Raw genomic sequence first — 20,792 nt, 5'->3', positions numbered from 1 at the left:
TTATTCCTACTTCCAGCTACGTTTGAACATGGCCCCAACTGAAAAGCCTGCGCACTCCGCGCAAAACGAGGATAAACCAGCCTCGGCACGCGTTGCATTCCAAGGTGAGCCAGGGGCCAATTCGCACCTTGCTTGCAGCGAAGTCTTCCCAAACTTCCAGGCCGTGGCCTGCCCGACGTTTGAAGAGGCCTTGGTCTGCGTCAAGAACGGTGACGCGGCTTACGCGATGATTCCGATCGAGAACTCGGTCGCTGGACGCGTTGCCGACATCCATCACCTTTTACCTGGTGCGGATCTCTATATCGTCGGTGAGCACTTTCTGCGTGTGCGTCATCAGTTGATGGCAAAGCCGGGCGCCAAGCTGTCGGACATCGAGAAGGTTCTGAGTCACACGCATGCGCTGGGTCAGTGTCGCAAGACATTGAAAAACTTGGGGCTCCGCCCGGTTCCGGAGGCGGACACCGCCGGGTCAGCGCGTATCGTATCCGAGTCTTCCGAGAAGGGGCTTGCAGCTATAGCCACGACGCTGGCTGCTGAAATCTACGGTCTCGAAATCCTGAAGAGCGACATCGAGGACGAGGTTCACAACACGACGCGGTTCGTCATCCTCTCGCGTGATCCCGATGATGCCGAACCGGAAGACAGCCCTGTGGTTACGACATTCATCTTCCGGGTCCGCAACGTGCCGGCCGCCCTTTATAAAGCGCTGGGCGGCTTTGCCACCAATGGCGTCAATATGACGAAGCTCGAGAGCTATCAGCTTGAAGGTTCTTTCAACGCGACAATGTTTTACGCGGACATTGAGGGCCATCCAGCGGATCGCATGGTGCAGCTCGCGCTTGAGGAGCTGTCGTTCTTTTCAAGCGAGGTAAAGTTGCTGGGCACCTACAAAGCGAGCCCATATCGCGCCGAGGTGGCAGTACAACAAAACGGTCCGGTGACGCTACATCAGCCGGGGTAACATCGGCAGGACGTATCCGGATGGGGAGGAAAAAACGCGATGCCACGTCTTGAAGGGAAGATAGCTGTCGTCACCGGAGCCGCCTCTGGCTTCGGACGGGCTATAGCTGAACGCTACGCCGAGGAAGGCTGTAAGGTTGTAGTCTCTGACCTTAACGGAGAAGGTGCTGAAAGCGTTGCACGCGCGATCGGATCATCAGCGCTCGCAACGCGAACGGATGTCACCCAACGCGCAGATGTCGAAGCCATGGTTGCTGCCGCTGTCGACGCTTTTGGTGGCCTCGACATCATGGTCAATAACGCCGGTTTTACGCATCGAAATCAGCCCGCGCTAAATGTGACGGAAGACGACTTCGATCGCGTCTACGCCGTCAACGTCAAAGCGATCTACCTCTCGACACTAGCCAGTGTTCCACACATGGAGCGGCGTGGAGGCGGTGTCATTATCAACACTGCGTCAACCGCCGGCGTACGGCCGAGGCCCGGTCTCACTTGGTACAATGGTTCGAAAGGTGCAGCGATTACCCTGACCAAGTCGCTAGCGGCCGAGCTTGCCCCAAAAAACATACGCGTGAACGCCATCAATCCGGTGATGGGCGAAACGGGCATGCTGGAACAGTTTATGGGGGTGCCGGACACACCCGAGAACCGCGCGAAATTTGTTTCAACGATCCCGTTAGGCCGGATGTCTAAGCCTTCAGACATCGCCAATGCTGCGGTCTTCCTCGCCGAGCCAGCCTCTGAATTCATCACCGGAGTTGCCATGGAAGTCGATGGCGGCCGCTGCGTCTGAACGCGCTCGTTTGAGAGAACCGTACCGACACAGCACACGCGGCTGTCATCCCGGGGCTTGTCCCCGGGATCCAACGTTCATCGAGCACCAGCGGGTTCTCATTAGGAAATCGATCGTACCCTACGCCGCGGGCGCAAATGTCTTTACGCCTTGTCCCCGACAAGGCGCTTGATCTTCGCCTCGCGCGTCGCTCCGTCTTCCTGCCAGCTCAGCGTCGATTGTAGCGCGCCATTGGCATCGAACAGGAAGACCGTCGCCGTGTGGTTCATCGTGTAGTCACCGCCCTCTTGCGGTACCTTTTCGTAAAAGGCGCGATAAAGCTTTCCGACCTTGGCGATCTGCTCGGGCGTGCCGGTCAACCCGATGATCCGTGGGTCGAACGAAGACATGTACTGGGCCATCAGCTCTGGTGTGTCGCGCTCAGGATCAACCGAAACGAACAGCACCTTGAGATCCTTTGTGGCAGATCCGATTGATTCAAGATGCTTGGTAATTTCAAGCAAAGTCGTCGGACAAATATCGGGGCAGTGGGTGAAGCCGAAAAACAGAATATAGGGGTGGCCTTTCAACTCGGAGCTTGAGAAGGTTTCTCCGTTCGCCCGAGTCAATGTGAAGTCGCCGCCAAGTCGCTTGGCCCCCGGCAGCTCAGCGCCTTGACGCACTGCCTGCTGCGCCTCTCCTAAGAGTATCGCACCGCCTACAATTGCCGCAAGAGCGACGGCGCCCCAAAGCACGAGTCTGAGTTTCTGAAGAGACGACTTGCCCGCCATCGATCTGTTGATCTCCGTTCGGTGAAAATAGGTTGGTCTAAGCGCGGCGCGGTCTTTATGCGGTCGCGTTTACAAACCGTGAGATAAGCAGGTGTGCCATCGTTTGCGAGCCTGGCAGCCACAATCCGTCGGGGTGCTTACCCGCCAACATTTGCGCTGCCTCGGACCGCGTAAACCAGCGTGCTTCGGCAACTTCACGCGTATTGACCTTGAGGTCGATGGATGGTGCACGCGCCATGCAACCCAGCATGAGCGAATGCGGAAAAGGCCAGGGCTGCGCGCTGACCAGTTCGACGTCGGTAACGTCCAAGCCGACTTCTTCCAAGGTTTCACGCCGTACGGCGTACTCAATGTCGTCACCCGGTTCGACGTAGCCGGCGATGGTGGAGAACATCTTGTCTGGAAAGCGCTCTTCATGAGCGAGCACGATGCGTTCGCCATCGTTGACCGCCATGATCACCACCGGATCCATGCGCGGAAACACTTCGTGTTTGCAGGCCCAGCACCGCCGTTTCCAGCCGCCGTCCTTGTTCGACATCGAGCCGCCGCAACGTCCGCAGCAGCGGTTGTTATCGTGCCAGTTCGCAAGTGAGATGGCTTGCGAAACCAGCGACAACTCCTCTGGCTTCATGGTGCCTTGCGCGGCGAGAGAGCGTAGATCCACGATCGGAGTGAGAAGCTCCTTTGCCACGGGAGCATTGCGTGCGTAGTGCTCAGTTGTCGCAACGGCAAAGTGCCCGGCGCCGCTTTTTGGATCGGTGCCCATGAAAATGGCCTCATGCACGGCCAGCCCCATATCGGCGATTTGCTTTCCAGAAAACCACCGGATCGAGGCCTTTGTACGCTCCGCATCCGACACAACCACGGGCTTGCCATTGGCCATGACGAGGAAACGGACATTATCGGCGCCCAGCAGCCCGTCAATGTACTCGCGGTCTGAGCGTCTGTCGCTCGCCCGGTCGAGTCCGGTTGCAGGTCCGAGTGTTGGGGTCATCCGGGTCTCCCTCCTAATGGCCACGGCGTCATGAGCGCCGAGCCCGGCCGCGGTTGGCCGTTTGGCATTCTTTGCCGATCCTTATATCGTCGAGATAACGGGGAGTTGCCAATATTGCAACGGAGAGCGAAGCTTCCCTCGCGAGACAATCGGCTCGGCGCACAGTAGACTGACACTTTATCTGGATTTGTGGGACGATGCACCCTTGCATACAGAAGCCCAACCCGTCATATAGCAGATGGGCTGGCGGCGGACGCATCCCTCGCCAACCGGGTCAGGTCGGGAACGAAGCAGCCCTAACGATTAGGACGCGGGTCGTCCGCCAGCCTTAAATCTCCCTTTGCGGTCGCGTTCTCCACAAGCGCCAGGGCACGTGTGACTTTTGGCGACGTGACGCCGGTACGTGCATCGCGATCATTCAGCGGCTAAACTCCCGCGCGATGACGCAAAAGAAAACCGGCATTATGGCAAGCGACGGCACTCCAGCATCGGAAACGACGACCAAACCCTACGTGGTGTTGGCCCGTAAGTACCGTCCGCAGACGTTTGACGACCTGATTGGGCAGGATGCCATGGTCGCGACCCTGAGCAATGCTTTTGAGCAGGGCCGGATCGCGCAAGGCTATATGCTGACCGGTGTCCGCGGGGTTGGTAAGACCACGACGGCGCGCATCATCGCCCGGGCGCTCAACTTCGAAGTTGACGGCGTCAGCAAGCCAACGGTCCGGTTACCGACCGACCCTGCGGCGTTCGGCCGCCACTGTCGGGAGATTATGGAAAGCCGGCATGCCGACGTCATTGAAATGGATGCGGCGTCGAATACCGGCATCGACAACGTACGCGAGATCATTGAAAGCGCCCGTTACCGGCCACTGGTCGCGCGCTACAAAGTCTACATCATCGACGAAGTCCACATGCTTTCGAAGGCTGCCTTCAACGCGTTGTTGAAGACGCTTGAAGAACCCCCGGAGCATGTGAAGTTCATCTTCGCGACGACCGAAATCCGCAAAGTACCGGTTACAGTGCTCTCTCGTTGTCAGCGGTTCGATCTGCGCCGCGTCGACGTGCCCCAACTCAGTCAGCACTTCAAAAAGATCACCAAGGAAGAGGGGGCGAGCGCCGAAGATGAGGCGCTTATGCTTATCGCTCGGGCTGCAGGGGGATCGGTTCGCGATGGCCTGTCGATTCTCGACCAGGCGATAGCGTTCACCAACGGTGAGGTGAAGGCGGCCGACGTCCGTGCCATGTTGGGCTTGGCGGACCGTGGTCGGATCTTCGACCTTCTTGATCTGTTATTCGCCGGGCGCGCTGGAGATGCGATCAACGCATTATCGGCCTTGCACCGCGATGGGGCCGAGCCCGTTCAGGTGCTCACCGATCTCTCCGAGGCTGTGCATCTGGCGACGCGGATTAAAGCGGTGGGCGCAGAAGCCGCGCGCGATGCCCTTTCGGCGGAAGAACAACGGCGTGCCGGCAGCGTGGCCGAGCGACTTTCAGTGCCGCTTTTGTCTCGCGCTTGGCAAATGCTTCTCAAGGGCATCGAAGAAGTCGGACGCGCGCCAAGCCCGATTGCCGCCGCCGAAATGGTGCTGATCCGAATGGCTTACACCGCGGATCTGCCTGGGCCTGAGGAGGTTATCAAGGCGCTGGGCGGAGAGAGCGTGCCGGCACGCCGTGCAGCACCGGCGCCCGCAACAGCCGATACAGCCGCGCCGCGGAGCCAATCAGATTATGGCGATAGAGCACCCGCGATCCCCTCGGCCGCGACCGGCGACACTGACCAAGGGTCCGTGGGCGAGGACCCAGGTTTCGCAGGAGGCGGGCTCGATGAGAGCTGGCTGGAGTCTGCCGAAGGTTTTTCCGACGAGTTCGATACCGATGATCCGGCAAATGCCTCGGACCTGATGCCCGTTAGCGGCGGATTGCGTCCCGATCCCGGCTCGTTCGAGGAAGCTCTTGATATCATAGGTCAACATCGTGATCTGAAGCTCAAGGTTTTCCTGGAAGAGCACGTCAGTCTCGTGAAATTCGACAGAGCCACGCACAGCATCGAGTTACATCTGCTCCAGGGTGCGCCACCAACAATCGCCAACGAATTACGCGAGCGGCTCAACCAGTGGACCAGTCATCACTGGATGGTAGCGCTTTCAAAATCGCCGGGCGCTCCACCCGTTGCCGTGGTGCGGCGAGAACGGCAAGCTGCGGAACTCGAAAGACTTAAAGCACACCCGACCGTAGCAGCGGCATTGCGGGCCTTCCCCGATGCGGAGATCGCCGCAGTCCGGCCAATTGACGGTGCGACGGATGAAGACGACGACACGGGCACGCGCACCGGTTGACCCCACGTAACTTAAGGAACCTCAAATGAAAGATCTAATGGGCATGATGGGCAAAGTTCGGGAGATGCAAACCCGGATGCAGGAAGTCCAGGCCGAACTTTCCGAAATGGAGATCGAGGGTCGGTCCGGTGCGGGCATGGTGGAAGTTGTTTTGAACGGCAAAGGCGACATGCAGCGGATCAAGATTGATCCAAGTCTCGCTAAGCCCGATGAGACCGACATCCTTGAAGATCTGATCGTGGCAGCCTTCCAGGACGCGAGATCGAAAGTCGAAGCGACAGTGCAGGAGAAGATGGCCTCTGTAACTGGAGGCCTGCCGTTGCCTCCAGGCTTGAAGCTTTTCTAGGCTCTACGGCTTCGCACACCGTGTCACCGAGCGAAGTCTCAATTTTAGATCGTTCGATGCGCCGAAATCCGCTTTGGCGCATCGCGATACTGATGGCCCTCCTGTTTGCGATATCTGCTGTGGGCCAAAGCAATCCGAGCTTCGCACAAAGCCTTGTAGGCGGTGAGGCGAAAACCGAGGCAATTGTAATCCTCGTCCCGGCAGACCTTTCGGAAGCCGTTGACCTTCCCGCCACCTCATCCGGACATCGTCCGACCGCCCGAACGCTCGGATCGGCATTAAAGCTTGCGAGAACGCTGCGGCGGCAATCTGCCGAGCCCGTCTCCATCGTTATCGAGTTGAGCGCCGGTGTTCATCGGCTCAAGGAGCCAATCGAACTTACGTCCGATGACGGAGGCACCGATGCGGCCCCATTGATCATACGCGGAACAAGCTCCGGCACCGCGACCCTGCGCGGCAGCGTTGTCCTCGAGCTGACGAGCCTGCCGTCCAGTCATCTCACGAAGTTGACGGACAAAGCCCGGGCCGCCGTCCAAGCCTATCGGCTCCCGGAGTTCGTCCGCAGCGCCACCCGCGTCGATGTCCCGCGTGTCCATGATCGGCTGCCGGATCTGATCCCCTTCGAGGTTTTCGACGCGGCAGGTCCGCTGATCCCGGCACGGTGGCCCAATGAAGGATTTGCTCCGGCAACCAGCCTGTCTGTCGACGGATCGGGCACAAAGTTCGCATTGAAGGGCGCCAATTATTCAGCCTGGGCGGACGAGCCGGACCTCTGGGCCAATGGCAACTTCCGCTGGAACTGGAATTATCAGACGATCCCGATTGTCCGGGCAGCACCCGCGGACGCTGCCCTCGAACTCGCGGCTCCTCCGCAATTCGGATTTGGCTCCGATTTTCGAATTTTCATCTCGCACGCGTTATCCGAACTCGACATGCCTGGAGAGTGGTACCGCGATCGGGACACGGGAACGCTCGTAGTCTGGCCGCGCCCCGAAGGAGGACCCCCGCTTGAGATATCTCTCGCACCGCACCTGTTTGAAATACTCGGTGCGCGAAACATCCAGATTGAAAATCTCGCGTTAGAGCGCGTGCGTGGAAGCGCGATCAAAATTGAAGGCGGCGCCAACATCGCAATTCGAGACGTCACCATCCGCGATACGGGTGGCGTTGCGGCAAGCATCAACAACGCAAGAGAGAGCGGCATCGAGAGCTGCAACATCGCGCGCACTGGCGAAGGCGGTGTGGTCCTGAGCGGCGGCGACAGGCCGAGCCTTACACCTGCGAACCTTTATGTGCGCGATTGTCGTATTCGGGATTTTTCCCGATTGGGGCGCATGTACCGGCCAGGCATTCGGCTTGATGGCGTCGGCAATACCGCGCGCGGCAATTACCTTTGTGATGCACCGCACACAGCCATCTCATTTTCCGGCAACGACCACCTGATCGAACTCAACGAGATCACCTCAGTCCTCACGGATACCTCCGATGCCGGTGCGATAGATACGGGACGTGATTGGACTGGGCGGGGCACCATCATACGCAATAACTTCCTGCATGATCTCCGTGGTCAGGGGGAGGGCTTCGAGGTCAAGGGCGTTTATCTCGACGACTTCACCAGCGGCACCACTGTGGAAGGCAACGTATTCCTGCGCGTCGAGCAGCCCGTGTTCATCGGCGGTGGCCGCGACAACGTTGCGCGCAAGAATGTGATGATCAACTCAGAGCCGGGCGTGCACATCGATGGACGCGGCATGACGTGGAATGGCGAGCTGGTCTGGAATACGGACCGTGAGTTGCGGCAACGGCTAGCCGCGATGCCCATCAGCTCGGCACGCTGGATGAAGCGCTATCCGCATCTGGCGGATATTCTCAGCGATGATCCCGCTCGCCCAAAGCGCAATACCGCTGAAGGCAATCTCTTTGTCTCAGGCGTTCCATACCGGATTTATCCCGAGGTCGAAGAGTCCGGGCAGGCCCTCCAACAACCGTTGACGCCGTCTGAAATAGGCGTGTCATCCCCTGCAAAATCACGCCTGGATGCTCTCAAGACTGCACGCGATATCCCAACCATTCTCGGAGAGGATATATTGAGCGCCGCACAACTGCAGGGCCTTCCCTACGACCGGATGGATCGCGGAATCATCTTGCCGCAAATTAATGCGGATGAGGGTTCAACCCGCTAACGGATCTACAACCCGTTTCCTGTAAAGCATGACGACAGGCGGAGTGTTGTGTGCCGGTGATCACCCTGGGATAGTGAGCTGCTGGGCACGCCTCGCACTGCCAGGAAGCACCTTTTTCTCAAACGCGAACCGTCCGGACCCATGTCCCTTGCTATCGTCACAGGCTCAGTTGCGCCTTACACCCATCGGCTCTACGAGGCATATGCGGAAGCCTCAGGCGAAGAGGTAACGGTCCTAGCGTGCGCCGCGATCGAACCGCAGCGCGCCTGGCAGATTCCGGAAGCGAAACACTACAAGCTCGAGGTTTTGTCGGGATGGCGCCGTCACGCCAGCTACACGAGCCATGCGTACTTCAATCCGTCTGTGATCACGGCGCTGCGGCGTTTGAAGCCTGACATCAGCATCCTGTGGGGTGGCTTCTCTCCAACGATGGCGCTCGCCGCCGGATATGCTCGTGCGACTGGGATACCCTACGGCGTCGCCACCGATGGCGCACTCGCAACAGATCCCGGCGAGACTTCTCGGGTGCATGGCCTCATGCGGCGTCTTCTGGTGCCATCGGCATCATTCGGTGTTTGTGCGAGCCAAGCCAGCGTAGATCTGCTCGCGCGTTGGGGCTTGTCGCGTGAGCGCGCTGTCGTCGTCCCTATCGTCGTGGCTTGGGACAGTCCGGTGGAAAAATTGAGCTATGAAGAGCGCCCCTTCGATATTCTGTTTGCCGGCGCGCTTAACGAGCACATCAAGGGAGCGCTTTTTTTTGCAGACGTAATCGATTGCTGCCGCCGGAAGGGCCTGACTCCCAAAGTTCGGATTGTCGGGGATGGCCCGCTCCGCGATGAGCTACAATCACGATTGACCCGATCCGGTGTCACAGCCCAATTTGATGGATATCTTCAAGCCGATGCGTTGCCCGCCGCATACGCGTCCGCAAAACTTTTGATGTTTCCATCGCGTGGCGACACGTGGGGCTTGGTCGCCAATGAAGCCGTCCTTTGCGGAACGCCCGTTATCGGCTCGCCGCACGCCGTCTCATCTCAAGAACTGATTGAGCCATTCGGTGTCGGTCTCGTTCGCCCGCTCGATATCGAAGCGTGGGCATGTGCAGCTACCGATATCCTCTCATCGCCGGAACGATGGGCGCGGTTCTCGCGCGATCGCGAAGATGCTGTGCGCTGGTTCAGCTTGGAGAAGTCTCTCGCGGAATTTACGCGCGCTGTTTCATTCGCGCGCCGTCTTCCCGGCCTCGCCGCCAACGTTGAACAAGCGACCTGAGCCTTGGTTTAATCGACAGGACCCAGGGCAGTTGTTGAACACTTTCGTTGGTCATGACCACGCGATACCAGATGTCTTTCGCGGGTCGCTCGCTATTGTGCCGCGCATGTACGAGGAAAATGCCTCGGTGATCGCTCGAACGGATCGCGGCGAGCGCTTCTGGGGTGGCGTCGTCTTCGTGCCCCCACGGAAACGAAAAACCACGAACCGTTCGGCCGGACATCTCTTCCAGCTCGTCTTTTGCGCTGACAATTTCCGAGTTGAGCTCACGGGCGTCGAGGGCTCTGCATCGCACGTGTGAGCGCGTGTGGTTTCCGATCTCTATGCCAAAGTCCGCAAGGCGTTTGAGGTCGTCAGGCTCAAGAAAAAGACCGAGGTCGCGATGAAGCTGCGCTTGAGTCTGGCCCAGCTTTGCAAGGATCACCGCACTCATGTCCTGCAACTCGGTAGGGGCGAGCCGGGAGGCATAGCCACCGATCAAGTCTAAGAGCGTTTCAGCTTCGAAGCGCCCGTTCGAAACGAGACGGCTCAAGTCGTCGATCCCCCACTGTGCGGCACTTAACGCCAACATGTTCTCGGGTGGCACGAACGCATCGCGAATCGGCCTAGCATTGGCGAACATGACAGCCGGCAGCCTCCGTTCGGCAAGCATAGGCGCGGCATTGGTCAGTACCGACCGGTAAGCGTCGTCGAACGTAATCAATAAGGGCCGTTCAGGAAGTTCGCCTGCAAGGACGGCATCAAGCCCAACGACGTTGTAACGAGAGGTGAAATAATCGAGGTGCTCGGCAAAGGTGGTGGGAGTCGTTGTGATCCCAAGTCCGGCTGTCGCAGCGCTCTCCCGGGCGGCGATATCGTGATAGCACACGCACGTCAGTGCAGGTCGTCGCGCGGATTTCATGAAGCAACTCCCGCAATTCTACACTTTTTATTCTGAGCAGCAGTGACAAGCCGTGCGTAAGTTGAGGTCATGAGATCACAAACCGCCGCCTCGCTATACTCTCGTTCAAAGATCTCGCGCGCCCGCTGACCCATTCCAGCTAAGGTGTCAGGAGCAGAGAGCGCGGCAAGCACCTCGGTCTGCATGTCGATGGGATCACCTGGCGCAAACAGGTGACCCGTTTCGCCGTGTCGAACAATCTCAGCCAGACTGCCGATGCGTGAGGCTAGAACCGGAAGACCAGACGCGTAGGCTTCCGCGATAACCATCGGAAAGTTCTCGTAATAGATGGACGGGATGATGAGGAACTGTGCCCGTGCCATTTCCCGCCGCACCTCATCGGACCCGATCCGCCCGACAAATGTGATGTTTCCCCTCGCCTGCGTTTCCAGCTCTTCGCGCAGCGGCCCGTCGCCGCAAATCCTAAGAGGAACATCAATACCGACCCAAGCAGCGACCAGATCGCGGACACCCTTTTCCTCGCTTAGCCGCCCGACGAATAGCGCACCATTCCGCGAGCCGTGAGACGCCGGTCCTGGATCAATGGCGAAATTGGGTTTTACGACAATACGCTCTGCGGGAAGCCCCGCGGCGATGAACCGGCTCTTGGCGAAGTCGCTCAGCGCAAAATAGAGGTCGACTTTCTTCGACCACGTCCCTGCGCGCTGGTGGCTGTCGATCATATGCGCGACGGCCAGCGATCCGAGGAGTGAACCGCGATAGCACCGATGTCGTACGGCCCAATAGGGTGAGCCGCCCAGACATTTCTCGCAGACTTTATTATCGCGAAGAAAGAATCCGCCGGCGCAACTGACGCGAAAATTATGGAGCGTCTGTACGACAGGCACCCCAGCCTCCGCGCACGCATCGTATACGGCGGGTGTCAGCAAGGGAAAGACGTTGTGGACCTGAACGATGTCAGGCTGAAACGTGGCAATCCTCTCCGCCATCCATTCGCGGCCGGCAGGATTATAGCTGACGCGGCGCGCAGCCGCGAGCTTCGCCATCGTCCCGGAAATAGAGTCGTTGGAGATCGTCTCCAGTTGAACGCTATGACCTGCCCTGCGCAGCATAGCGCACTCGTTCTCGGCGACGATGTCTTCGCCGCCGAGTTGCTGGTATTGGTTATGGGCAATCAACACCCGCATGCTTGCGTCCGATACTCTCAGGATCTGGTCAGCGCTAACGTGACCGCGTTACGCAAAACCGGATTTTTGCAGTAGAGCCAAAGCGGATCGGATTGCTCGAGTTTGCGGGAAATTCGCCGTTTAAACTGGAATGTCCCGTAGTTGCCGAAGGGATCGATGCCCGACAGGTCGAAGGAGGTTAGCCCCTCCGAACAAGCGTATTCGAAAAGCGTCCAGATCGCGAGATAGCTTGCCTCGTTCGCACGCGCGAGTTCGTTGGAGGCGGCGACCAGACCGATCATGCGTTTCGCAGCCTGATGTGCAATGTAAAGGGAAGCCACTTCGCCATCGACATGTGCCTCGGCGATAACGTATCGATCGTCATCCCCGACGATCTTGCGAAACGCGCTCGTATTGAAACCCTTCTCGAAGTTCTTTCGAGTGGCGAGATCGTCATACATGGCGGCAAGCCGGTCTATGGCGGCGCGCCGCTCGCGCGTGCCGCGCACGATATCGCAACTGAGCTTTGGGTTCTTCAGCCCAAGTTTGACGTATCGCCGTGCAGTCTGATTGAGCTGAGCGCGCACGTCATCCAACCCCTTGGACAGATCCATCACTAGTGTGAAGTTCCTCCGGTTGAGGATCGGCGCAAACCCTGAAGCGAGGATCCCCATGACCGTTTCATCTGTGCGAAAGCCGTAGAAATTGATGCCAACGACCACGTTCCATCGCACATCGATCTGCTTGAGCATGACCTCCACGATCTTGGAGATCTTGCTGTAGGTCTCGCAATCGAAGAACAACGGTCCGCCCTGAATAAGCACCCGTCGAATTCCGCAGCGTTTCTGGGTTTGTGTCTGATACAGCGCGCGCGTTACGCCGGCCGCATCGACAACTCGAAACCTCTCGACGCTCCATCCCGAGCCGCGCTTATATTCACCCCACCCCCACGAAGTGTAGGCGCTGCGCAGCGGATGCCGGGCGAGCAAATCTTCCCAAACGTACTCATCGAGCACGCGCTCGGCGCGATATCCGTCGACTTCGGCTTCCACCGCAGGCTCAGAAAGAAGATCTTCAGCCCCGCGAAGTCTATTAAGCATTAGGGTCCCCAAAATTTCCGCCATTTAGCGCGTTAGCCTTGGCGAGACACCCACAGAGTAAAGGCGTTCGCATGCGGCTATGGCACAGCAAGAACCGGGCCTTAACTTGCGACCTAAGGATCTGCGTACCTAGAACAATCAGTGGCCTCACAAATACCCGTAGTTTCGGGGGATCTGGAGAAATTCGTCCAGCGCCGTAAACGTCGGGGCAGCTTGGCTAAGAGCTAACGACTACTTGCTGCCCCGATTTGGAACACGGCGAACGATCACGGGTGTTCCGCCACGAAGTTGAGATCGAAAAATCGCAAAGGCACTAGAGTGGCGGCCACCCAGATGTCCGGCTGCTAGGCTTGGAATACGGGTTCCGCGACGTGGCGCTGGATTTCGTAGATGCCGTGTATCGCCATAACGAGATAGGCTGCGAAGATAGCCAAGGGCGCTGACATTTCACCCAAGAAGGATTGGGTCCCAAAGTAGGTGCTCATCGCGGCGATGCCTCCAAAGACCGACTGAAGCATGATCGCACGCGATTTGCGTACCGTATTGAGGTAGTGGCTGGTCAGCGAATGAATGATCATCGCCACGTGTGCCAGTGCAAACATGAAACCGAGGTCTGCCGGATATTCTTTGTTGGTAAGCCATGGATAGAGCGGCTGAGCGATAAGCCAAAGGGTCGTGGCAACGGCAACGGTGCCCAACAGAGCGCCAACGGCCAACAGCGGCACTAGTTTGCTGCGGTCGATGCCGGAGTCGTTTTCGAGTTGATAGATTGCGCGCGGCAAAAAGTAATTCAGAGACTGTTTGACGGGATTGAGTGTGCTGAAAGGCAGCTCTGCCGCGCGCAGGTGCCCCGTCGCGTTCAAGCCAAACCTTTGCGCGACGAGAAGCTGCACGGCGTCGATATGAAAAAAGGAGATGAGTACCGACGGCAGCAGATGCCGTGCATAGAAGAAGTGAGTATGCCACACCCAAGCCAGGCGGTTGAAAGTCGCGCGCCATCGCAGCAACACCATGAGTGCGCCACTTGCAGCTAAGCCTGTTACCCCGTGGACGAGAAGAAGCAGATAGACGTCGATATGTCCGCTCCAACCGAGGTAGGCGACGGCGCCGACGAGGACAATCTGCCGTGCAACCTCGATGAAAAACATGGCTTGGTGCTGATTGTTCGCGGTCGCCTGCAGCTTGATGTTCTCGACCGTGGTGAGTGCAAAGACGAAAATTGGGATGGCGAAAAAGCCAATCGTTTCTTTGACTGGCACGAAACCGAACGTCGCCGCGCTGAACAACAGCGAGACCACGGTAACGGTGATGAGGTTGAGACCATTGTAAGCGCATTCGTATACGCGCTTGATGCGGGCGAAACGCGGTACGCACAGATGGAACACAAGGCCCGTGATCGACGAGGTGAACGCTGCGCTGGAAGCGCCGATCACATAAAGCAGTCCCCACGTGCCAAATTCGGCAATGGGCAGAAACCGCAACAACAGCACCGACACGACGAGGTTGCCCGCAGAAGACAGCGCTTGCGCGCCCACCGAATAGCCGACAGCCTTGATCATCCGCTCGCTACGGCGGATCAGATCAAACAGGTTAATGCTGCGTACACGTGCGAACAATCGGTGCATGTCCCTGCATCTGGCCCAGATGAATCCGGAGCCATGAAGTGTGTCGAAATAGACAGCGATCAGACTGGCTGGCCCCCGTCAGGTCTTCTTAAGCAAGATCCGAACCATTCGATACAAATCGTTTCAGATTTGGTTTCTTGGAGCCGACCTCAGGGGAGCGAGGTCGAGCGCATCCCGATGCCACCCTTGAAACATGTAAGTGAAACTCAGAATGCTGTCCAAACGCATGCCTCTGCCCCAAGCTGTGGCCGCTAAGTCTTTGCCGCACAAATTAATTCTAGGTGTGCCGGTGGCCGTAACGACGATGTCGGAGGCGGTGGATACCATCGGCAGGTGGATCGCTGGAAGGGAAAGCCGCTACGTGTGCGCCAGTGATGTGCATAGCATCACGAGGGCCCAGGAAACCGCCTCGCATATGGAGGCGCTCAATGCTGCCGATATGGTCGTTCCCGATGGCATGCCGGTTGTCTGGGCCTCACGTCTCTATGGAGCAGCGAAAGCGCAGCGCGTGTGCGGTCCTGATCTTATGCTCGCTGTCTGCGAGCGTTCCTTAACCACCGGTTGGACGCACTATTTTTACGGCGGCGCGGAAGGTGTCGCGGAGGCGCTCGCCGAAAAGCTGAGAACGCGTTACCCAGGACTGAAAGTGGTCGGAACAGAATGCCCACCCTTCCGGCCTTTGACGGACGGCGAAACGCAAGCTGCCCTGCAACGTATCAATGATGCCGCCCCTGATATCGTCTGGATCGGTTTGGGATGCCCCAAGCAGGAAGCCTGGATGCTGAAGCATCGGCCAGACCTTCCAGGCAAGACCCTCGTTGGCGTTGGTGCCGCCTTCGACTTTCATACGGATCGTGTAAAGCGCGCGCCCGTCTGGATGCAAAATTCCGGACTGGAGTGGGCGCATCGCCTGGCCAGTGAACCGCGTCGGTTGTGGCGGCGATATCTCCTTCAGGCTCCCCGTTTCGTATTTGCCAGTCTCCGCGAGTGGATCAGCGGCAGCGCCCGCACTTGATGCTCAATCTTACCCGCAAGCGCGCGATGGCCGCCAAGAGAGCGCGAACGCAATCATAAGTGCGACTGGTATCTGATAGAACAGATAGATCATGACGTTATCGGTCATCATCAGCACAGCGGTGGCGAGTCCTAATCCAGCGGCTAATGCTGACGTGGCGAAGATTGCAGCCAAGCCAATGGTCAGCACGATCGAGCCGATCGATCCGTAGTCGACCAGGATTTTGAGCCAGTCATTGTGGGTGAGCGGCACACCGCCTGCCGTGACCTGAACCGTGATCGTATCGGCACTACCCGCGCCTGAGCCGAACAGAGACATCAGGATCGGACGGGCAGACATCTCATGATAGATCGCAGAAGAAATCTTGTAGCGGCCGGCCATGAACTCTTCGATGGGCACCGTAATGTGCGCGGCTCGAAATACTGTCTCCACAATCCAAACCAGATAAACGGACAACACATTCAATCCTGCAAATGCAAGCAATAAGATGACGAACCGTGCCTTTGGTCGGTTCAAACTCGGTGCTCTCAGTAAGAACCAGATCGTGAGAACGCCAACGAGCATTGCCGCAAGTCCAATGCGCTTTCCCCCGAGAAGGCACATGGCAAAAGCCAGCACGGTCTCAATCCGCGCGCCGATGGCGAAAAAGAAGATGACGTAGATCGCGCCAATCAGCCCTTCATTGCTGTCGAACGATTGAGACAGGGAGGCCGACCGTAGAAAGTGCAGGCTGAACCCGCCGTGGTCGATGGTGGCGTAGCGAAACGCAAAAAGCACCAGCGAGACATAGAAGATGAAGCGGATATGCTGTTCCCGCACGTAGGGAACAATCGCGTAGCAAACAAGCACACCGCTGATGATGATGTAATCCCGCAGGAAGAAATCCGACAGCCCGGGTGACACCATCCAACCGGTGCCGCCAAGCGCCAAATAGAAGAGCAGCAGCGCGAGGATGTTAGGTTGCAATCTCGTGTTGTGAGAAACGAGCGGTGAGACGAGCAGAATCGCGGGAACGAGGTACATCACGTACCGCAGCGAAGTGAGCTGATCGACAGTCGAGATCCCAATATATCCGATCAGGTAGACGCCGATCAGCAAGCCGGTGAGAACCGGCTCGCTGCGGTGAACTGAGGTGGGATAGACGCTGGCCATCGAAGGTGTTCTTGGATCCAAAGTTTCGACGCGGACTTAGGCTGCCACGATCACGGCTCGCCCTTTTTCAACATGCCACTTATGCAAGGCCTGAAATGCGCTCCGAAGTTGGGGTTTGTCGGACTGACCTTCCCGGGCGACGACAACGATCTGCGAAGCCAGTGAAACGAGGCCCCGCAAGGACCGCTCGCGCATCAGGATGCCGCCGTCCAGAACGATGAGATCGAAGTCGTCTTCCGCGGCCACAATGACCTTACGAATTGCTTCCGGGTCCAATGCAACGCCCAGGCCTTGTGGTCGTTTGCCCAGAGCCAACACACTGACCGAGCCGATAGCGTTCGCGTTGATAGCCTTTCCAAGCGCCAGATCGCCCTCGGCTACCTCGATGAGCCCGTTCCGATCGGCGAGCTGAAGCCTTCGGCTGAGCAAGGCAGTATCAGGGTTGGCGTCGATGAGCAGGACGCGATCGCCATCCTCTGCGGCAGCGACAGCCAGATTAGCCGCGAACGCGGATTTCGTAAGACCGGCGTCTTTATCCGCATCTGCGGACGTAACGAGTACAGCAGCACCACGATGTGGCCCGATGGCAAATCGGATCTCGCTCGCAAAATCGCGCAAGCGCGAAGCCGCATCCGGGCCTCCGTCATCGTCATTGGTTGAAGCCGTTTGACCATCCTGCGGAAACACTCCGGCTGCGTTGGGTAATGGCGCAACGGTCCAGCCGTCCGATAAGGTTGCGAGCTGCGTGTCGCTGCGCAGCTTCTTATCCGCAATATCGCGCCACAGCGCGGCACCGACGCCCAACCCAAGGCCGGTGAGAAGACCAGCTATGCCGACCAGTGCAAGCGGTAGCCCCTTGTGGCGGCGCGGCGGCACGGCTGGAGAGATGACCGTCACCATGGACGAGTCGACGCGCTGCTGTTCAGACAGCTCACGCGAGCGCAAGAGGAATGCGGAGTAGACTGAGCGACGTGCCTCGGCTTCCCGTTCCAACTCGCGCAACTTTACGAGACGATCATTAGTTTCTGACGAGATCTTTTTGGCCTCAGCCAACTTGATTTCCAGCTTGCGCTCGTTGCCCATGGCGCGATCAAGGTCAAGCTGCGCCGTCTGCTCGATACGTTTTAATTCGTCATCAAGCTGCCGCTTGGCGATAGCCACCTCTTGACTGACTTGCCGCATGGCCGGGTGCGACGGAAGCAGTTGGCTGCCGAGCGCGGCTTGGCGTTGACGGACCGTCGCATACTGCTCTCTCAGTCGCCGGATATTCTCTGAGCTTAGAGCTTCTAATGTTGCGTCCGGTCCGAGGCCCGCAGATGCGAGAGAGCGGATTTGCTCAAGCCGGGATCGGGCGCGCAGCGTTTCCGCACGCGCGTTTCCTAATTGTGTATTGAGCTCACTGAGCTGCTGTTCGGTAACGAGCTGACCGGAAGCGGTGAAAATGTCGTACGCGCGTTTGAAGTCTTCGACTTTGCTTTCGGCAACTTCCACATCATTGCGCAATTCATCGAGCCGCCCGACGAGGGATTGCCCAGCCCGTGCCGTCGCGCTCGCCCGCGTGCTAAGACGAGTCGTGAGGTATTCCTCGGTGATCCAATTGGCGATATCGGCCGACTTTTGCGGGCTCTTGGTCGCGATGCCGATATCGACGGTGTAGCTGGTTGGTTCCCGCATGGCGAAGATCGATTCACGCAGGCTCTGCAGCGTAATCAGTTCCGCAGGTGGATTGCGAGCCTCCATACCGAGAGCAGATTCGACGCCAGCACGAACGGTGGCGATGCTATCGGTGATGAAGGACAATGGCCCCCCATCCGTCCCATTGAATTCAGGGTCGTCAACCAAATTGTGCTTGGCAATGACTTTGGATAAGACACTGTCAGAACTGAGAAAATGAACCTCGCTCTCAACGAGCGCAGACCCCTGTTCTACCGTAGCCGGACCAGGCGTAACACCTTTATCAATGACGTCGAGGCCCCGCGGGTCGATGAGCATCCGCGTCGAGGCTTCATAATATTTAGGAAGAGCCAACGCTATGGCGGTGACGACGACGGCTGTGCCGATCGTCGTCATCCCAATCATGCGCCAATGCCGTTTTGCAAGACCGACGAACTCGCGTGGGTCGAGCTTCATAAAAGACTCTGCCGGTCCCGCAGCGTTTACATTCGACGGTCTATGTCCCGCTTGAGGGTCGCGGACGACGACATCCCAGATCCGTGTCTCATTCTGACGCATTTGCTCACCAAGAGTGCCGCTGCTGCCATCCCAATGATGGCGGCACTTGGCAACGGCCCAGCCGCTCACAGTTGTTCTGCTACGCGATTGTCAGATCTGATGAAGCAATCACCGTGCCAGCAAATGCACGGAATTCTGGAACACATGAGGCTGTTCAACTCCAAGTGGAGACGTCATTTCAATGACAGCACAAAATATGAGCAAATTAACGTAAGTTTCTAAAGTGAAAATAGAAAAACGGAATGTCGCAATTGATAAAATTCCGTAACGTGTTATTCAGCACTGTGTGTGTGGCCCTCGAACTTGACAAGACAATCGCGAACCGCTGCTGAAAATCAGCACGCGGGGAGTTGGCGCGATGTTTGCGTGTTGGTCGTTCAGGTGTTGCACCGCAGTGTTAGCGTAGCGGGAATTACAGATGAACATTCACGCTTCTGTGAACCAGGAAGGCTTTGAAAGCACTCCTGATACAGACGATTGTGCAGAGCCACGCAGCGGCCTCTCCGGGCTGGCTGTCGGTACGCTAGCCTGCGCGGTTGAGATCCTCGCGATCCTCGCGACGTCGATCACAACCGACCTCATCTATCACAGCACGGTTTACGGGACGTGGGGCAGACAGCTGGACGCAACCGCCGTCGGGCTCTTCATAGCGCTTATCGTCACGCTGCCATTCATCTTTCGCGGAGATTACCGGCTACACGCATTAATTGAAGGTGCTCGCCGTCCGAAGGATGTTTTTCTCACCTGGAACTACGCTTTCATTTCGCTCGTTGTGCTTTGTTTTCTCACGAAAACAACGACGATCTATTCCCGCGGCTGGTTGATCCTGTTCTACTTAACGGGATTAATGGTTTTGCCGATGGTGACGAGCTTCACGTCGTACGCAGTGCGTCAGGCTATCCGCCAGGGACGCGTTGGGCGCAGGCGTTTGATGTTGATTGGCGAAAACGAGCCGATACGAGCCTTTATGCGCCAGATTATCGGCAGCGGGACCAGCGTCTCCATTGCGTCATGTGTGAATATCGACAACTGCATATCCGGAGATCAGGATCTTGCCGCGACGCTGACGCAAGCTATCCGTACCGCGCGTGAGCGTGCCATAGAGGATGTGATTATCTTGGTCGATTGGACGCGTATCGAACTTGTCGATCGCATTTCCGAGCGGTTTATCGAACTTCCTGTTGCCGTGCAGCTTGCAGCGCCGGCACCGATGGCGCGTCTTCTTCGGTCACGCTCGATGCACTACGGCCGGGCGGCAACCTTTGCTTTGTCCAATCCTCCGCTTCAGCCCTATCAGGCGTTACTCAAGCGAAGCTTCGATGTCGTGGTGGCGGGATTGGCATTGATCCTGTTGCTCCCAGTTTTCGCGATCATCGCGCTCGCGATAAAGCGGGATTCACCCGGCCCCGTTTTTTTTCGGCAGCATCGTCGCGGCTACAATCACAAGGAATTCCTGATCTGGAAATTCCGTACCATGACAGCGTTGGATGACGGCGACACCGTCGTCCAGGCGCAACGCAACGACAGCCGCGTCACTCGGATCGGACGGTATCTGCGCAAGTTGAACCTGGATGAGCTGCCCCAGCTGATCAATGTGCTGCTCGGCGACATGTCTCTGGTCGGGCCACGTCCCCATGCTGTGGCTCACGACCGCCATTTTGAAGAGCGCATTCAACGGTACGGGCAGCGCCTAAATGTTAAACCCGGCATCACCGGATGGGCTCAGGTGAATGGGTTCAGGGGGCTGACGGAGACGGAGAACGACATGAAAAATCGTGTCGTTCATGACCTCTACTATATCGAGAATTGGTCGATCGCGTTTGACGTGTACATTCTCGTTCGGACCGTTATATCCCCGCGGGCTTACCGGAACGCATTCTAGGGCAGCGCCCCGTCCGGCCCTTAAAGTGCGGCAATCCCATAACTTTCTTGGGATAGGCACGA

General features: G+C 57.9%; 16 protein-coding genes and 1 other RNA gene. 9 read left to right on the top strand and 8 right to left on the bottom strand.

What is annotated here, in order from left to right:
• Positions 1–28: 28 nt before the first annotated feature.
• Together K5845_RS12785 and K5845_RS12780 are read left to right on the top strand one after the other, a co-directional pair.
• Positions 29–961, top strand: a complete 933-nt coding sequence (locus K5845_RS12785) for a prephenate dehydratase (RefSeq protein WP_287959143.1) — start codon at positions 29–31, stop codon at positions 959–961.
• Positions 962–1,000: 39 nt separating this feature from the next.
• Complete coding sequence (locus tag K5845_RS12780; RefSeq protein ID WP_046478039.1) at positions 1,001–1,753, top strand: SDR family oxidoreductase; 753 nt, start codon at positions 1,001–1,003, stop codon at positions 1,751–1,753.
• A gap of 143 nt (positions 1,754–1,896) precedes the next feature.
• Here the strand turns inward: K5845_RS12780 and K5845_RS12775 are convergent, their stop codons facing one another.
• Together K5845_RS12775 and nudC are read right to left on the bottom strand one after the other, a co-directional pair.
• A complete protein-coding gene (locus tag K5845_RS12775) occupies positions 1,897–2,523 on the bottom strand; it encodes an SCO family protein (protein ID WP_046478040.1) in 627 nt (208 codons plus the stop codon).
• A gap of 55 nt (positions 2,524–2,578) precedes the next feature.
• Positions 2,579–3,517, bottom strand: a complete 939-nt coding sequence (gene nudC, locus K5845_RS12770) for an NAD(+) diphosphatase (protein WP_046478041.1) — start codon at positions 3,515–3,517, stop codon at positions 2,579–2,581.
• A gap of 238 nt (positions 3,518–3,755) precedes the next feature.
• Between nudC and ffs the strand changes: the two genes are divergently transcribed.
• From ffs to K5845_RS12745, 5 genes are all read left to right on the top strand, one after another.
• Positions 3,756–3,851: signal recognition particle sRNA small type (ffs, locus tag K5845_RS12765), an RNA gene on the top strand.
• 106 nt (positions 3,852–3,957) lie between these two features.
• Positions 3,958–5,856: a DNA polymerase III subunit gamma/tau gene (locus tag K5845_RS12760; RefSeq protein WP_046478042.1), complete on the top strand. Its 1,899-nt coding sequence runs from the start codon at positions 3,958–3,960 to the stop codon at positions 5,854–5,856.
• Positions 5,857–5,881: 25 nt separating this feature from the next.
• Positions 5,882–6,202, top strand: coding sequence for a YbaB/EbfC family nucleoid-associated protein (locus K5845_RS12755; RefSeq protein WP_046478043.1), 321 nt, complete (start codon positions 5,882–5,884; stop codon positions 6,200–6,202).
• A gap of 56 nt (positions 6,203–6,258) precedes the next feature.
• Positions 6,259–8,385 (top strand): right-handed parallel beta-helix repeat-containing protein, encoded by a 2,127-nt coding sequence (locus K5845_RS12750; protein WP_287959142.1) that lies wholly within the window; start codon positions 6,259–6,261, stop codon positions 8,383–8,385.
• Between the two features lie 141 nt (positions 8,386–8,526).
• Positions 8,527–9,657 (top strand): glycosyltransferase family 4 protein, encoded by a 1,131-nt coding sequence (locus K5845_RS12745; protein WP_046478044.1) that lies wholly within the window; start codon positions 8,527–8,529, stop codon positions 9,655–9,657.
• On the opposite strand, the gene K5845_RS12740 is transcribed toward K5845_RS12745, so the two are convergent.
• The 4 genes from K5845_RS12740 to K5845_RS12725 all read right to left on the bottom strand — a co-directional run bounded on the left by K5845_RS12740 (position 9,590) and on the right by K5845_RS12725 (position 14,449).
• On the bottom strand, positions 9,590–10,558 hold the full coding sequence (locus tag K5845_RS12740; RefSeq protein ID WP_090226120.1) for a polysaccharide deacetylase family protein: 969 nt from the start codon (positions 10,556–10,558) through the stop codon (positions 9,590–9,592). The two genes, K5845_RS12745 and K5845_RS12740, sit on opposite strands and share 68 nt — an antisense overlap.
• A complete protein-coding gene (locus K5845_RS12735) occupies positions 10,555–11,745 on the bottom strand; it encodes a glycosyltransferase (protein ID WP_046478046.1) in 1,191 nt (396 codons plus the stop codon). The genes K5845_RS12740 and K5845_RS12735 overlap by 4 nt, the downstream gene beginning before the upstream one ends.
• 17 nt (positions 11,746–11,762) lie before the next feature.
• Positions 11,763–12,824: a lipid II:glycine glycyltransferase FemX gene (locus K5845_RS12730; protein WP_287959141.1), complete on the bottom strand. Its 1,062-nt coding sequence runs from the start codon at positions 12,822–12,824 to the stop codon at positions 11,763–11,765.
• Between the two features lie 344 nt (positions 12,825–13,168).
• Entirely contained in the window at positions 13,169–14,449 is a 1,281-nt protein-coding gene (locus K5845_RS12725; protein WP_046478048.1) for a lipopolysaccharide biosynthesis protein, read from the bottom strand.
• A gap of 211 nt (positions 14,450–14,660) precedes the next feature.
• On the opposite strand from K5845_RS12725, the gene K5845_RS12720 reads away from it, so the two are divergent.
• A complete protein-coding gene (locus K5845_RS12720) occupies positions 14,661–15,464 on the top strand; it encodes a WecB/TagA/CpsF family glycosyltransferase (protein ID WP_287959140.1) in 804 nt (267 codons plus the stop codon).
• Between the two features lie 9 nt (positions 15,465–15,473).
• Here K5845_RS12720 and K5845_RS12715 read toward each other — a convergent pair whose 3' ends face one another.
• Positions 15,474–16,616, bottom strand: a complete 1,143-nt coding sequence (locus K5845_RS12715) for a hypothetical protein (protein ID WP_287959139.1) — start codon at positions 16,614–16,616, stop codon at positions 15,474–15,476.
• A gap of 36 nt (positions 16,617–16,652) precedes the next feature.
• Positions 16,653–18,917: a GumC family protein gene (locus K5845_RS12710; protein ID WP_287959138.1), complete on the bottom strand. Its 2,265-nt coding sequence runs from the start codon at positions 18,915–18,917 to the stop codon at positions 16,653–16,655.
• 349 nt (positions 18,918–19,266) lie between these two features.
• Here K5845_RS12710 and K5845_RS12705 point away from each other — a divergent pair, with 349 nt between their 5' ends.
• The gene (locus K5845_RS12705; RefSeq protein ID WP_287959137.1) at positions 19,267–20,730 is read left to right on the top strand and encodes an undecaprenyl-phosphate glucose phosphotransferase; all 1,464 of its coding nucleotides are present in this window, start codon (positions 19,267–19,269) and stop codon (positions 20,728–20,730) included.
• Positions 20,731–20,792 lie beyond the last annotated feature (62 nt).

The sequence above is a fragment of the Filomicrobium sp. genome (assembly GCF_025698805.1).
GTDB lineage: Bacteria > Pseudomonadota > Alphaproteobacteria > Rhizobiales > Hyphomicrobiaceae > Filomicrobium > Filomicrobium insigne.
The sequence above is the reverse complement of the archived record's forward strand: the minus strand, read 5'-3'. Positions and strand labels throughout refer to the sequence as shown.

Bases quoted from the DNA above. Each gene is read 5' to 3' on its own strand.
- K5845_RS12725 (WP_046478048.1), bottom strand. From the start codon at position 14,449: ATGCACCGATTGTTCGCACGTGTACGCAGCATTAACCTGTTTGATCTG.
- K5845_RS12705 (WP_287959137.1), top strand. From the start codon at position 19,267: ATGAACATTCACGCTTCTGTGAACCAGGAAGGCTTTGAAAGCACTCCT.
- K5845_RS12750 (WP_287959142.1), top strand. From the start codon at position 6,259: ATGCGCCGAAATCCGCTTTGGCGCATCGCGATACTGATGGCCCTCCTG.
- K5845_RS12755 (WP_046478043.1), top strand. From the start codon at position 5,882: ATGAAAGATCTAATGGGCATGATGGGCAAAGTTCGGGAGATGCAAACC.
- K5845_RS12785 (WP_287959143.1), top strand. From the start codon at position 29: ATGGCCCCAACTGAAAAGCCTGCGCACTCCGCGCAAAACGAGGATAAA.
- K5845_RS12730 (WP_287959141.1), bottom strand. From the start codon at position 12,824: ATGCTTAATAGACTTCGCGGGGCTGAAGATCTTCTTTCTGAGCCTGCG.
- K5845_RS12780 (WP_046478039.1), top strand. From the start codon at position 1,001: ATGCCACGTCTTGAAGGGAAGATAGCTGTCGTCACCGGAGCCGCCTCT.
- K5845_RS12715 (WP_287959139.1), bottom strand. From the start codon at position 16,616: ATGGCCAGCGTCTATCCCACCTCAGTTCACCGCAGCGAGCCGGTTCTC.
- K5845_RS12775 (WP_046478040.1), bottom strand. From the start codon at position 2,523: ATGGCGGGCAAGTCGTCTCTTCAGAAACTCAGACTCGTGCTTTGGGGC.
- K5845_RS12735 (WP_046478046.1), bottom strand. From the start codon at position 11,745: ATGCGGGTGTTGATTGCCCATAACCAATACCAGCAACTCGGCGGCGAA.
- K5845_RS12720 (WP_287959140.1), top strand. From the start codon at position 14,661: ATGCTGTCCAAACGCATGCCTCTGCCCCAAGCTGTGGCCGCTAAGTCT.
- K5845_RS12760 (WP_046478042.1), top strand. From the start codon at position 3,958: ATGACGCAAAAGAAAACCGGCATTATGGCAAGCGACGGCACTCCAGCA.
- nudC (WP_046478041.1), bottom strand. From the start codon at position 3,517: ATGACCCCAACACTCGGACCTGCAACCGGACTCGACCGGGCGAGCGAC.
- K5845_RS12740 (WP_090226120.1), bottom strand. From the start codon at position 10,558: ATGAAATCCGCGCGACGACCTGCACTGACGTGCGTGTGCTATCACGAT.
- K5845_RS12745 (WP_046478044.1), top strand. From the start codon at position 8,527: ATGTCCCTTGCTATCGTCACAGGCTCAGTTGCGCCTTACACCCATCGG.